This window comes from Nostoc cf. commune SO-36, from assembly GCF_023734775.1.
GTDB lineage: Bacteria > Cyanobacteriota > Cyanobacteriia > Cyanobacteriales > Nostocaceae > Nostoc > Nostoc commune_A.
In genome coordinates this window covers 2,578,456-2,590,885 of sequence record NZ_AP025732.1, presented here as the reverse complement: position 1 = coordinate 2,590,885, position 12,430 = coordinate 2,578,456, and the positions used below count along the sequence as shown (strand labels likewise).

The window sequence follows — 12,430 nt, the reverse complement described above, 5'->3', positions numbered from 1 at the left end:
AGTTGTAGAGATGTGCGATCGCATCTACCAAACAATCGTGACTAAACCAGATGCAATTATATTTTGGTCGCATGTTAATAGCTGCACATTATCTCCTTTACTCGCCAGGACTAGGGCAGTTGCAGTAATTTGTCGATCGTGCATTTCATTAATACTAGATAAGTTGATAGTCATTTCAACTACTTCTTTATCTAGTGGATAAATTAGTATGCGAAAATCAGTTTCGACTGCTGAAATTACGTCTTTAGCAGAAGGAATAGATGTTCTACCTCTTTCGACAATCCAAATTGCCTCAGCCAATGTAGTTGCGGGAATAATCAGTTGAGAATCAGAATTAGAGAGGATAGCTTTAGCATTTGCACCCAAACGGGAATTTCCTTCAAGGAACCAAATTAGTGCATGAGTATCGAATGACATACTTCATAAATTACTTATGACCACTCTAGGCTATCTTCTTTATCTCCGTGAAATTCAGCAATTTTAAAATCCTCTTCCGTAGACTGATTTTTCCCAGAAAACATACCAAACTGCATCATCTGGGTTTGTTTTCGGGTTGTCTCTGGATCTAAAAATGTAACAATAACTCGGCTTTCTGATACATCTAACGGTAATTCGACAAGTTCTATTTTGCCATGTTTGTAAACACCTTCAACTGATTTCAACATTGCTTTTCACCAAATTCACCACTTAATATATGTAATTAAATTATAAATGCGATCGCCCGTGGTTGATTACAAGTTGAGTGCGATGTCTAACGAAAAGCCGCGTTGCGTCTACGCGTTTGGGGTTGTAGAGAGGTGCGATCGCAAATCTAATATTCAAGATAATGTTTGTAAAATTGCTTCAATTTGAGGCTTAAGGTTTGGCAATTCCCGTTCAATAACCAACCAAACAACATCTAAATCGATTTCAAAGTAATTATGAGTTAAAATGTTTCGCATCCCAATCATTTGCGACCAAGGAACATCTGGATTTGCCTCACAAATATCGGCAGATAATACACGCGATGCTTCTCAAATAATTTGTAGGTGTTGAATAAACCAATTTTGAATTAGTTCGTTATCTTCAAAAGCTTCCCGGTCTTGAACTGCATATTTGTCGATACGTTCGATAGCTTCTAAAATATCACGCAATTTTTCACTATTATCCCTCACAACGGAACTGCCTCACTTAATACTCGCTCTCGAATGCGCGATCGCAATCCTTTTTCTGTGACAACATCAACTTCACAACCAAGTATTTCTTGTAACTCCATCAATAATCCACCCAAATCAAAAAGGCTACGTCCTGGCTCCATTTCAACTAAAAAATCAACATCGCTGTTAATATCGGCTTCACGACGGGCTACTGAGCCAAAAATTCTAATATTATATGCTCCGTATTTTGCCGCAATTTGCAAAATTTCTTCCCGTTTGCCTCCCAATATTTCATAGATATTCATAACTTAATATAAATATGTATAGAAGTTCTCGCTTGAGTGAGGTACAAGAATCTCACCCTCAACCCCCTCACCGCAAGCAAGGAGCTTGCTCTGATATACCTTGTATGATTAGGAAAGGCTATAAGTAAATTATAAATGCGAAAAAAATGTCTGCTGAATTTGTACTTTGATAGGCACAGCATAGCCGTGCCTGTACCATATATGTTTAGTCTCCCAAATAAATACTCATACCACGAGCAGTTTTAACTAAAGTACCATTGGGATCAACGGCGCTATATTGAGCGATCGCTTCGGTAATTGGTACACTTAATACTTGGCGATTTTGCCATGTCACCATGCGATCGTATTTACTCTCTGCAATGAGATTAACCGCCGCTACGCCAAAAGCAGTTGCAACTAACCTATCTAGTGGTGAAGCAGTTCCACCCCGTTGAATGTGTCCTAAAACTGTAACTCGTGTTTCTACACCAATGTGTTCAATAATTTTATCTGCTAAATATTCGCCAATTCCACCGTATCGAGATTGACCTAAGCGATTTGTAATTGTCACATTTTCCCCATCGTGGGTACGAACCGCTTCAGAAACAATTATCAAACAATAGTTTTTGCCTTTCTCTTGCCGTTCTTTGATTTTGTGGCAAATATGCTCAACTGTGTAAGGAATTTCAGGAATTAAAATTACATTTGCTCCCCCCGCAATTCCCGCAGCTATAGCTATGTGTCCAGCATCACGCCCCATAACTTCCAAAATCATGACTCGGCTATGACTTGCAGCAGTAAAATGCAACCTATCTAATGCTTCTGTGGCAATATTGACTGCTGTATCAAAGCCGATAGCGTGTTCAGTAACACCAATATCGTTATCAATCGTTTTGGGAATACCTACTAGATTAATGCCACCTTGTTGAGCGAGGCGGCGGAGAATTGCCAAGCTACCATCACCGCCAACACCAATCAAAGCGTCTAAACCTAGCTCATGATAACCCGCAATGATTTCTTCGGAGCGATCGCTTACACTCCCATCTGCCATTGGAAAAGCAAAAGGGTCGCCTTTATTAGTTGTCCCCAACATTGTGCCACCCGCCGTTAACAGCAAGTCAACTTGATCGACTTCCAGCTTTGTGAATTGTGGCGGACGCGCCATTAATCCTAGAGTCGCTTGACGAATTCCTAAAACCTCCCAGCCATAAGTATCCACAGCACAATTCACTACAGCCCTAATCACAGCATTTAAGCCAGAACAATCACCTCCACTGGTAAGAATTCCTATGCGTTTGCGTTCTCCCATATCTTTTATTGACATTTTGATCCAAATATATTTAATAGTTGATGAAACTTAAGCCATTAAGTAAATGGGCGTAAATAAATATAATATGCTCTGTCATTGCGAGTGAAACGAAGCAATCGCAAAGTCTCTGGGATTGCTTCGTTTCACTCGCAATGACATCTTATATTTAATCATGCCTACCTACTTAGCAGCAGATTAAACTGAAAGCAAAAGTCCTGCTTGTAAATCCCAAAGTAATTTTATGTTTCTTTTGTATATAAAAACTCAACCAAGTTATCTCAGCTGTAAAATATTAAGTGTAGAGCCAGTAGTAGATTAAACCTAAGCAAAAGCAATCCCCGAAAATGCTAGGGTGTTTTTATGCTTGTTTTGTGTCTAAGAAAAAACCAAGTTATCCCAGCTGTAAAATATGAGGGTGGAGCCAAAGGTGACTAGTATTGATAATTACAACTTCTCTTTTTCAGGAGAAGTCACAATCCCACAGGCTCCTCCTGAATTTAAATCAGGTTTTATCGGCATTGTTGGTCGTCCTAATGTCGGTAAATCTACTTTGATGAATCAATTAGTAGGACAAAAAATAGCCATTACATCACCAATAGCGCAAACGACACGTAACCGTTTGCGAGGCATTTTAACTACACCAGAGGCGCAGTTAATTTTTGTAGATACGCCAGGAATTCACAAGCCCCATCATCAATTGGGGGAAGTGTTGGTGCAAAATGCCAAAATTGCCATTGAATCGGTAGATGTAATACTGTTTGTGGTAGATGGAGGAGTAGCTTGTGGATCGGGCGATCGCTATATTGCCGAGTTGCTCAGTCGCACCAAAACACCAGTGATTTTGGGTGTGAACAAAATCGACCAACAACCGTCTGATTCTCAGTTTCTAGATGATAGTTACGCTCAGATGGCCCAGTCCCATGAATGGGAAATTGTGAAATTTTCTGCCAAGACGAATGCAGGATTACCGCAACTTCAAGAGTTATTAATTGAACATTTAGAACTTGGGCCGTTATATTATCCTCCCGATTTGGTAACAGACCAGCCAGAACGCTTTATTATGGGTGAATTAATCCGAGAACAAATTTTATTGTTGACTCGTGAAGAAGTACCCCATTCAGTAGCGATCGCAATTGACTTAGTAGAAGAAACTCCCAGCATTACCCGGATACTTGCTACTATCAACGTCGAGCGCGATTCCCAAAAAGGCATACTCATTGGCAAAGGCGGGGCGATGCTCAAAACAATTGGTAGTGAAGCCCGCGAACAAATCCAAAAGTTAATCGCTGGTAAAGTTTACCTAGAATTATTTGTGAAAGTCCAACCAAAATGGCGACAGTCACGAATAAGTTTAGCGGAGTTAGGCTATCGCGTGGAAGAATAATAATTGGGCATTGGGCATTGGGCATTGGGCATTGGGCATGGGGCATTGGTCAAAAAGGTAAATGACAAATAACAAATAATTAATAAAAATGTCTTTAGATACTCGCTATCCCTTAAATTTACCCGTCAATGCTCCGCCCTTGCGCGTGTTAATTGTCGAAGACGATCCGATGATGCAATTGGGATTAGAGCAATCGTTAATGGCTCATCCTCAGATAGAGATAGTTGGACAAGCAGAAGATGGTTATTTGGGAGTTCAAGCCGCACTGCAACTGAAACCTGATTTAGTGGTTATGGATATTGGGTTGCCGCGATTGGATGGCATTGCAGCGACACAGCAAATTAAGGCGGCGTTGCCAGCAACTCATGTGGTGATGCTGACATCTCATCAAACGGAGACAGAAATTATTGCGGCACTATCTAGCGGTGCAGATGCGTATTGCATTAAAGGTGCAAGTGTGGAACGATTGTTAAGTGCGATCGCAGCCGCAGTTGATGGTGCAGCATATCTCGATCCCCAAATTGCGCGACGAGTAATTGATAATCTCAAACCACCTTCAGCCACCACCAACACCGCCAACTTATCTGGACGCGAGTTAGAAGTTTTGAAACTCATGGTAGACGGATTGAGTAACCCAGAGATTGCCGAAAAACTTTATCTCAGCCCCAACACTATCAAAACTCACGTCCGAGGGATTATGAATAAATTAGCAGTAGACGATCGCGTGCAAGCAGCAGTCGTCGCATTGCGTTCAGGTTTGGTTTGATGTTAGAAGAAATTCAAACCTTTACTACTGAATATCTTGACAAGTGCGCTCATTTATATGTTGAAGTGTTCAATAGTGAGCCTTGGAACGAGGAATGGACTTTCGAGACAGCAAGAGCAAAGTTATTTGAAATTCTGAATACACCGGGTTTTGTTGGATTTGTATTCAAACAGGATGAACTGTTAGGATTCGTGGCAGGTTATTGTAAGCAAGGGCCAAAAAGTCAAAGCTTTTATCTAGAAGAAATCTGTGTCCAAGCTCATAAGCAGCATCAAGGAATTGGCACAAAGCTACTTAACCAATTAATGGATACTCTAACCGCGATGGAAGTTGCTGAGGTTTATCTATTGACTAACAAGGATGGACAAGCAGAGGCTTTTTACACGAAGCATGGCTATCAAAGAAGCCAGTATTTGATTTTTATGGCAAAACGATTTTAGAGGAGATGAAAGTTTTACATCAATTACGTATTGAAAATAAAACAAATGCAGCCAAATACAGAGATAAACCTCAACAAAAGTAAGATTACTGGTGTATCCAAACTTAATAATGAATTCCTCACTTTCTGCCCTCAAAGCCGCGAAGAATGGCGGAGATGGTTAGAGAAAAATCATCGTACTTCTTTTGGTGTGTGGCTTATTTACTACAAAGTAAAAAGTGGTAAACCAAGTATTCGATATAGCGAAGCGGTAAAAGAAGCCTTATGCTTTGGTTGGATTGATAGTAAAGTCAAATCCATAGATGAAGAACGTTATATGCAAATATTTACACCTCGAAAACCGAAAAGTGTGTGGTCAAAATTAAATAAACAATATATTGAAGAACTTATAGAACAAGGTTTGATGACTACAGTTGGTCTGGAAAAAATTGAAGCCGCAAAACAAAATGGTTCATGGAATTCTTTAGATGCAATCGAAGCATTAATTATTCCCTTAGATTTAAAGCAGGCGTTAGAAGCCAACACAACTGCTAATGAGTATTTTGAGGCATTTAATAACTCATCCAAAAAGAATATCCTTTTTTGGATTGATAGTGCAAAACGTCCAGAGACAAGGTTGAAAAGAATTGAACAAACCGTCAACTCAGCAGTGGTGAACAAAAATCCATTGGTAAAATAACAAAGTCAACTTGATTCTTTGACAACGTATTTTTTGACGCGATCGCTACAGCTTATACCAATTTTGTATGAAGATGCGCTAAACCATATTTAAGTAGAAGAAATAAATTGCGATCGCACTTAACATTGAAGACAGCCGCTATTATTATCCTCAACCCAAGCGTATTGTGTTGTAAAGGCACATCATTGCTATGCCTTTACAAAGGATGTAGTTTTGAAACTTCCCTATATTTGGTATTTATTGCCAATGCGTAAGTCTTAATGAATTACGAATTACTAATAGCCATGAGGCGTTGACTAAAGTAACTCTTGGGTAAGAAACACTGATCAAGTAAAAAAGGATAGTTGTTATTTTCAGATACAAAAGTACTCGGCTTATCCCGATGACAGAATGGTGGCACGATTCCCCAGTATTCTGCCAGCCAAATCCAGTATCCTGTTTCAACTCTGCCGTAGCTTGACACCGTAAAAATTTCTCCAACGCTATTGTTAATAGAGACTAAATCTGACGATGATTTGATTTCAATTAATAGCCAAGCTAACTCACATACAGAAAAGTAATAACCATTTTCGGCAGCTATGTTGACGAAGTGCTGCGGATCTTTAGCTATTAGCAATTCTTCTTTGAGAGATGGTGTTTTTTGTGCAAAATCAAAAAGATCCCAAATCTGCCTTCTTGTAATTAGAAACCAGGCAAGTTCTTCTGCTGTCAGGCTATAACCATTTTCTGTTGCTAATTTGAGAAACGGCTCAAGGCTATCGGTTTCTGCTAGTTGACTTTTTAATTGGAAAGTTTGCTCTACTAGTGACAAAAAATCAATAACCTTTTGCCATGTAACTTTGTCAAAGTTTTTGTTAGCTTTTATTTGCTCTTTCCAATAAATGTATTTATCTTCTTTAAGAAAGAAATTCCAAATTTGATAATACATGGGTCATTTTGCCTAAATTTTAAACTTGATAGAGATTTGTGATTAATAAACACCAGTGTAGTAAGTATAATCTGTTTCTTCGACAGTACTAAATCTGCTATCTCATGTAAATGAAGTTACACAGTGGCTAAGTATGAATTTTCTGTAAAGTTTGTCACTAGAAACAATATATACTGATTAAAAGAGAGAACATTGCAATAGCTGCGGCGATCTGCGTCTAGCCTTGTTATTGATTCTCATAAAATAAAATTAAGTCAATAGATAGTATTAATTATTAATAAATTAATGGCAATTGCGAGATAAACTGCGTAAAGCGATTGCTCAATCACCTACAAACTAAAGACAATGCCTACGGCTGGCTACGCTTACTTACTTTATTTATTTTGAAACGAACCGCAAAGGCGCAGAGAACGCAGAGGTAAGAAAAGAGATATATTTTACTATTTTTAGTTAATAGGCAAATCGCGGAGAAAGTAAAAGCGATCGCTATTCCAATCACTGCCTTTTATTCGTCCTAAATAGCCTGTTAACGGTGAAGAAAGTTCAATCAGAATTTCGTAAAGTTCTTTATTTTTCAAAGACTCAGGTGGACTGCCATAAATGTATGCTATGTGAAGGGCATCCACTCCAACATTTACATCACTTGTTTTTTCTAAATGATTTTTGACAAGCTGGATAATATGCGATCGCAATTTAATCTCTCTCTCAACTTTATCAATATATTCACTAATTTTATAGTCAATTTGCCCAGGTTCTAAATATTGCTGTAATTCGATTAAGTTAATAGCACCTGGATATTTTGCTTTTAATTCAACGAGTTTTTGTAGAGTCATTACATTTATAATACTGATTTTAGATATCTGAGCAGATTCTTTCAGATTTTTAGTTGGTTGACCTGGGCCAATAATCAACCGCACAGCTTGAAGATAATTTTCTTTAAGATGCCTTTTACCAATCCTATCTAATTCTTCTACTGCACGATCAGGAATGCTTTTACCTGCTTTGCATTCGCAAACAAGAGGATAAGGTTGTGAGCAAAATAAGTCTAAGCCACCTGCACCGCCTTTGTAGTTTTCTTCAACTTTGAATCCTAAAAAATTAAGGCTACGGCGTGTGATGATTTCAAAGTCTGTACCAGCTTGATAGTTGCTTTTACTCTCGTCTTGTTCGATGATGCGATCGCCCAATTTTGCAATATCATTTATCCAAGCTAAATTTGGATCGGGTTGCTTAGTTAGCTTGTCATTACTCCAACCCAAAAATACTTTGATATCGTCGTCTAATTGTTTCGCTGCTGGTTGGTTAATGCTTAGGGATGCGATCGCACTCTGCAATTCTTCTAATTCACGATGCAGTGAGGGTTCTAGCTTTTCTAATTGGTGTTTGCGTTGGGTGAAGGTGCGATCGTTTATTACTGGGTTAGCTTCAGAAAGATTTACAGGTTGCGGTAATGCAACAAACTGGCTATTTGATTTTATCAGGACTTCAATTGATTTAGGCAACTTATATACTCGCAAATATGCTAAAAAAATATTTTGCTTTTGCCTTAGTATTTCCTTTAAAGCTTCTGTTGTCCAAATAGTTAGCTGTGATAAAGCAGCCAATGATTCCGCATTATTCAGAATTTGGCACAGTTCACACCTACCCCAAGCTTTAATTAACACTGTTTCATAAGCTAAAAGGGGTAGTTTTAACTGTTCCTCGTTTGGAAGTAAACTCATTTGCTGAGGTTGTATTAAAACGCCCTGACTATTGAGTTGTGCAAATGTACTTTGGGCAATAGGTAAGAACCTTGAGCAATAATACTGCTCAACTGGTAGTAAATTAATTGACGCATCTGCTGGACAAAGGGCAAATTCTCGCCCCGGAGTAATAAATTTATTAGGCATTACTGCAATTATTCTCCCTTGCAACAATGCCTCAATTTCTGGTGCTGGTAAACGTAATGCTGTATTCATCATTATTCTTGGAATAAATCATCTGAAGCAACACTTACTACATCTTTAACCTCTATTAAGGTCATATTACTACTCTCCTCTTCTTCATCAATTGCATCTTTAGGAACTTGTCCTGATGGATCGCTGAGAATTTCACGGATAAGATAATTATCAATTGCTATCCGTTTTGTGCGAATAAAATCTATGATTTGATCTTCGGTTAACTCATCATCTTCACGACCCTTCATCACAAAATGCAATGCTAAAAGTGGTTTGATGTCTTCAGATTTTAATAATACCCATTCACCACCTAATTCCTTTGATAAAAGCGTTTTTAAACAATCTTGGGCTTTAGTAGCACCTTTATTAATTTGTTTAGAGCGAACTAAACAACCACGAGTTACATCAAAGTCTTTGTAGCGAATTAACCGTTTCAATGTAGCTTGGACGAATAAGCCCCCAGACTCTTGCAGAACAGCTACGGCAATTTTGACATCTTTACCGTTTTCCTTGCCAACAATTTTAAAATCAAGATAGCCTCTATCAACAGCTTTTACTTGAATATCGACAACTTTTTCAATTTGTACATTCTCTATAGTTTCACCAATGACTGCACTAAATCCTAATCTTAGTGCTTGAGCAAGAGTTCTTTTATCCTCCATGTAATCTTGAATAGTATTTTGTAGAGCAGCTAATTGTTGATTATACGTAGGTTCTACTGGGTGTTTGAGTTCTTGTTCATCTATGTCTATAGTTGTAATAAGAGGTTTAAAATTTTCAGCGCACCATTGCAAAACTTTCCTGACAATTGGTCTTTCCTTGCCCAATGTTCGCAGTTTGGCTTCATCAAATGGATAAACTGGATAAGGAGGTATTAATCCATTCTCTTGATAAAATTCTTCAAGCCATCTAGAAACTAAAGCAACAACATCATCAGGATTCAGATGCTTTAAATCAATAACTTGTTCACCCATTCTATCTACAACTGCTTCAGCGTATGGCAATGTTTTTACCTGATGTGTCCAAGTTTCAGGATATATAGATGTTAGCAAAATACCCTGTTTAATTTTGTCATATAAGTCTTTCGCTAGGAGAGCAGTAACTTGTGAACCGGTGAACCCCGCATCATTACAGCCTAAATTTTCCATTTCATCAAAGCAAATTACTATTGGCTTATACTCACTAACTAAGTCGAGAATTTGCCGCACTGTATTGAATGATTCGGCTTCTTTATCATCTACACTCACATTAGCTAAACCCATCGAATCGGCTTTAGCGTGTGGTAGGCTATTACCAGCAAGCCATCGAATAGCAAATATTTCATAAGCGGGATCAGGAGATAATGTCCATAAAATTGCAGTAAGAATATCAGGATTTTCTATATCAGGCTTGGTACTCAGGATTTTATCTCGCAAAACTTCAACCACATTAGGATTTTTAACTAATGCACCTGGAAACTGGTTTACTAGCTGTTGAGGGGTATATTTTTTTTTGAAAGCTTCATTAACTAAGGCTGTTGCTAACTCCTGCCATTGACTAACACTTGCACTACCGACTTGTTTAAGACTATTTGCAAGAGTACTTAAAAATGCTGTTTTTATGCGATTTAAATCATCACACTGACTCATATAAACAAATAAAGCGCTACCATCAATCTGTAATTTATGGCGAATCCTGCTTATAAGATGGCTTTTCCCTAGCCCTCTCTCTGCTTTAATGGTAATGCCTATAACTTGTCGTTTTCTATTACGAACTTTCTCTATTGCTTCATAAACAGCATCAGAAGCATGAGAATTTAAAGATGGTACATCAGGAAAACTTTGTCCCCAAACATTATGGCTTCTAACTACTAAGCGTCCTTGAAATGGATTGTTTGTACTGATGACATTAATTAAATCGTTAGACATAAATTTGAACTAGTTGTGTATGAGGGCTAGAAGAAAATTATCAAAAATTACAAAAATTGGTGGATTAGTTTAAAAGTTTGGCATAGCAACGGAGTCCACTGACTTCTGTAGTTACTGAGTCTTCAAGTTTGGCTGGGTCGTTATCTGGTAAACTTCCACCTTGAAGTTGTAAAATATCTTTCTCCTGCATTTCCAACAACCACTCACTGAACTCTCTACGACTAACCCGATCGCCTATTTCTCTCCTGATACGATAAATTGGCACAAGATCGTCTAAGTTGTAGTTTTGGTTCAGCTTGTCGTAGACTTCCAACGCCACAGATTTAAACTCGTCGTAAGAAGCGATTCCTTTGGAAAGCTCCGCGATCGCACCCTTCCCATTAACTGGTACACCTGCACCAGTTACCGCAACATCAATCTGACTAATCCACCGCAACAACGCATTCGCCGCCCAAGTTCCAACAATTGTCCCTTCAAACTTAAAATCGCCACCTCTCAAACCTTCACCCAATGCCTCTAAACCCTTGGGAGATGTCAGAGAATATCCTTTTTTGGAAATTGCGATCGCACCCTGTTTCTGTAATTCATCAAATGAACCCTGATAATCTGCTACCTTCTGGCTTTTCGATACAATTCGCTTGGTAAGCTGACCTTTCTTAACTTCCTGCTGCGTTCCTCCCAAATCCCACAAAGCCAGAAGGAGACGAGTTCTAATTTGGGCTGTATTTTTTGATGTCATATTGAGTGTATTTTTTTACAATATTTATTGTAGCGGCTGTATCTTTTTAAGTAATTTAGCACAAAATAATAACCGGGTAATTGCTGAATATTTCAGCGTTTTAGCTAAATATGATTTATAAAAAATCAAAAATATATTTCCTTAGGATGAATGCAGTTTCTCTCGAAGGCGGGATGGAATACTTGAAAAAATCGCTGATGATAAATAATGAAACGCTTTAGCTTGTGCAGTTGTAAATTGAGTGGTGTATGTTTTTTCAATTCCCAGCGAAATAACAGGAAGTCCAACTCTGTTTTTGCAACAGCAAGGCTTTTGGCAAATACAGGTGATGATGAAATCCAATGAACACAATATATAAAGAACGTAAAATAGTTTCGCGTCTATTTGCAGTGCTGCTTTCGGCATTGCTAATGGTGCCCTTGCTGAGTAGCTGCGGAGGCGGTTCCCAAAAGGCTAATGTGCCACCACCTGTTGATGACACCATTAGTAGAACAGTGAGCGATCGCACAAACCAAACCGAAGTTAAAAAAGGATTGGGTACGGGTCAAAAAGTGGCACTTTTGGCAGGAGCCGCAGCACTGTACTATATGTACAACCAACATAAGAATGCTCCACAAGAAGGAGCGCAAGGTAAGTATTATCTTTCCAAGAACGGGCGTGTATACTACCGCGATGCTGAAAATCGCGCTCACTGGGTAACACCACCAGCAGAAGGAATTCGAGTACCGGAATCTGAAGCACAAAAATATCGGGAATTCCAAGGCTATAACCGGAGTGCCGCAGGTCGCGATCTCACTGGTCTAACTTCAAGCGCAGCGCCAGCACTCTAGATCAGCGAAGTGTGTGTAAATATAAAGCGGGTTTCCCGGAGGATAACGCCAATCGCGCACGTCGGAAACACGAACTTAAATCAGGAGACAGA

Annotated in this window: 15 protein-coding genes; 5 read left to right on the top strand and 10 right to left on the bottom strand. The window is 38.8% G+C overall.

Annotation, left to right across the window (positions count from 1 at the left end):
* Positions 1 to 24: 24 nt before the first annotated feature.
* From ANSO36C_RS11320 to ANSO36C_RS11295, 6 genes are all read right to left on the bottom strand, one after another.
* Positions 25 to 417 (bottom strand): type II toxin-antitoxin system VapC family toxin, encoded by a 393-nt coding sequence (locus tag ANSO36C_RS11320; RefSeq protein ID WP_251959618.1) that lies wholly within the window; start codon positions 415 to 417, stop codon positions 25 to 27.
* 14 nt (positions 418 to 431) lie between these two features.
* On the bottom strand, positions 432 to 665 hold the full coding sequence (locus ANSO36C_RS11315; RefSeq protein ID WP_251959617.1) for a hypothetical protein: 234 nt from the start codon (positions 663 to 665) through the stop codon (positions 432 to 434).
* Positions 666 to 818: 153 nt separating this feature from the next.
* Positions 819 to 941: a HepT-like ribonuclease domain-containing protein gene (locus tag ANSO36C_RS11310; protein ID WP_251959616.1), complete on the bottom strand. Its 123-nt coding sequence runs from the start codon at positions 939 to 941 to the stop codon at positions 819 to 821.
* A 72-nt stretch (positions 942 to 1,013) separates the two neighbouring features.
* Positions 1,014 to 1,154, bottom strand: a complete 141-nt coding sequence (locus tag ANSO36C_RS11305) for a ribonuclease HepT family protein (protein ID WP_251959615.1) — start codon at positions 1,152 to 1,154, stop codon at positions 1,014 to 1,016.
* Positions 1,151 to 1,441, bottom strand: a complete 291-nt coding sequence (locus tag ANSO36C_RS11300) for a nucleotidyltransferase family protein (RefSeq protein ID WP_251959614.1) — start codon at positions 1,439 to 1,441, stop codon at positions 1,151 to 1,153. Before ANSO36C_RS11300 ends, ANSO36C_RS11305 begins: the two co-directional genes overlap by 4 nt.
* 205 nt (positions 1,442 to 1,646) lie before the next feature.
* Positions 1,647 to 2,729, bottom strand: coding sequence for an ATP-dependent 6-phosphofructokinase (locus tag ANSO36C_RS11295; RefSeq protein ID WP_251960307.1), 1,083 nt, complete (start codon positions 2,727 to 2,729; stop codon positions 1,647 to 1,649).
* Between the two features lie 409 nt (positions 2,730 to 3,138).
* On the opposite strand from ANSO36C_RS11295, the gene era reads away from it, so the two are divergent.
* The 4 genes from era to ANSO36C_RS11275 all read left to right on the top strand — a co-directional run bounded on the left by era (position 3,139) and on the right by ANSO36C_RS11275 (position 5,997).
* Positions 3,139 to 4,113, top strand: coding sequence for a GTPase Era (era, locus tag ANSO36C_RS11290; protein ID WP_251959613.1), 975 nt, complete (start codon positions 3,139 to 3,141; stop codon positions 4,111 to 4,113).
* Between the two features lie 88 nt (positions 4,114 to 4,201).
* Complete coding sequence (locus ANSO36C_RS11285) at positions 4,202 to 4,879, top strand: response regulator (protein ID WP_251959612.1); 678 nt, start codon at positions 4,202 to 4,204, stop codon at positions 4,877 to 4,879.
* Positions 4,879 to 5,319, top strand: a complete 441-nt coding sequence (locus ANSO36C_RS11280; protein WP_251959611.1) for a GNAT family N-acetyltransferase — start codon at positions 4,879 to 4,881, stop codon at positions 5,317 to 5,319. The genes ANSO36C_RS11285 and ANSO36C_RS11280 overlap by 1 nt, the downstream gene beginning before the upstream one ends.
* A gap of 45 nt (positions 5,320 to 5,364) precedes the next feature.
* On the top strand, positions 5,365 to 5,997 hold the full coding sequence (locus ANSO36C_RS11275; protein WP_251959610.1) for a YdeI/OmpD-associated family protein: 633 nt from the start codon (positions 5,365 to 5,367) through the stop codon (positions 5,995 to 5,997).
* A 265-nt stretch (positions 5,998 to 6,262) separates the two neighbouring features.
* On the opposite strand, the gene ANSO36C_RS11270 is transcribed toward ANSO36C_RS11275, so the two are convergent.
* The 4 genes from ANSO36C_RS11270 to ANSO36C_RS11255 all read right to left on the bottom strand — a co-directional run bounded on the left by ANSO36C_RS11270 (position 6,263) and on the right by ANSO36C_RS11255 (position 11,508).
* On the bottom strand, positions 6,263 to 6,925 hold the full coding sequence (locus ANSO36C_RS11270) for a Nif11-like leader peptide family natural product precursor (protein WP_251959609.1): 663 nt from the start codon (positions 6,923 to 6,925) through the stop codon (positions 6,263 to 6,265).
* A gap of 446 nt (positions 6,926 to 7,371) precedes the next feature.
* Positions 7,372 to 8,886 (bottom strand): DUF1802 family protein, encoded by a 1,515-nt coding sequence (locus ANSO36C_RS11265; RefSeq protein WP_251959608.1) that lies wholly within the window; start codon positions 8,884 to 8,886, stop codon positions 7,372 to 7,374.
* Positions 8,886 to 10,769, bottom strand: coding sequence for a P-loop NTPase fold protein (locus ANSO36C_RS11260; RefSeq protein ID WP_251959607.1), 1,884 nt, complete (start codon positions 10,767 to 10,769; stop codon positions 8,886 to 8,888). The genes ANSO36C_RS11265 and ANSO36C_RS11260 overlap by 1 nt, the downstream gene beginning before the upstream one ends.
* Before the next feature lie 64 nt (positions 10,770 to 10,833).
* Positions 10,834 to 11,508 carry a hypothetical protein gene (locus tag ANSO36C_RS11255; RefSeq protein ID WP_251959606.1) on the bottom strand — a complete coding sequence of 225 codons (675 nt, stop codon included), beginning with the start codon at positions 11,506 to 11,508 and terminating at the stop codon, positions 10,834 to 10,836.
* 341 nt (positions 11,509 to 11,849) lie between these two features.
* Between ANSO36C_RS11255 and ANSO36C_RS11250 the strand changes: the two genes are divergently transcribed.
* A complete protein-coding gene (locus ANSO36C_RS11250) occupies positions 11,850 to 12,338 on the top strand; it encodes a hypothetical protein (protein ID WP_251959605.1) in 489 nt (162 codons plus the stop codon).
* Positions 12,339 to 12,430 lie beyond the last annotated feature (92 nt).

Excerpts from the sequence above, each read along its gene's own strand:
- ANSO36C_RS11260 (WP_251959607.1), bottom strand. The coding sequence starts at position 10,769 with ATGTCTAACGATTTAATTAATGTCATCAGTACAAACAATCCATTTCAA.
- ANSO36C_RS11270 (WP_251959609.1), bottom strand. The coding sequence starts at position 6,925 with ATGTATTATCAAATTTGGAATTTCTTTCTTAAAGAAGATAAATACATT.
- ANSO36C_RS11250 (WP_251959605.1), top strand. The coding sequence starts at position 11,850 with ATGAACACAATATATAAAGAACGTAAAATAGTTTCGCGTCTATTTGCA.
- ANSO36C_RS11310 (WP_251959616.1), bottom strand. The coding sequence starts at position 941 with ATGCGAAACATTTTAACTCATAATTACTTTGAAATCGATTTAGATGTT.
- ANSO36C_RS11280 (WP_251959611.1), top strand. The coding sequence starts at position 4,879 with ATGTTAGAAGAAATTCAAACCTTTACTACTGAATATCTTGACAAGTGC.
- ANSO36C_RS11265 (WP_251959608.1), bottom strand. The coding sequence starts at position 8,886 with ATGATGAATACAGCATTACGTTTACCAGCACCAGAAATTGAGGCATTG.
- ANSO36C_RS11300 (WP_251959614.1), bottom strand. The coding sequence starts at position 1,441 with ATGAATATCTATGAAATATTGGGAGGCAAACGGGAAGAAATTTTGCAA.
- ANSO36C_RS11255 (WP_251959606.1), bottom strand. The coding sequence starts at position 11,508 with ATGACATCAAAAAATACAGCCCAAATTAGAACTCGTCTCCTTCTGGCT.
- ANSO36C_RS11295 (WP_251960307.1), bottom strand. The coding sequence starts at position 2,729 with ATGGGAGAACGCAAACGCATAGGAATTCTTACCAGTGGAGGTGATTGT.
- ANSO36C_RS11285 (WP_251959612.1), top strand. The coding sequence starts at position 4,202 with ATGTCTTTAGATACTCGCTATCCCTTAAATTTACCCGTCAATGCTCCG.
- era (WP_251959613.1), top strand. The coding sequence starts at position 3,139 with ATGAGGGTGGAGCCAAAGGTGACTAGTATTGATAATTACAACTTCTCT.
- ANSO36C_RS11315 (WP_251959617.1), bottom strand. The coding sequence starts at position 665 with ATGTTGAAATCAGTTGAAGGTGTTTACAAACATGGCAAAATAGAACTT.
- ANSO36C_RS11320 (WP_251959618.1), bottom strand. The coding sequence starts at position 417 with ATGTCATTCGATACTCATGCACTAATTTGGTTCCTTGAAGGAAATTCC.
- ANSO36C_RS11275 (WP_251959610.1), top strand. The coding sequence starts at position 5,365 with ATGCAGCCAAATACAGAGATAAACCTCAACAAAAGTAAGATTACTGGT.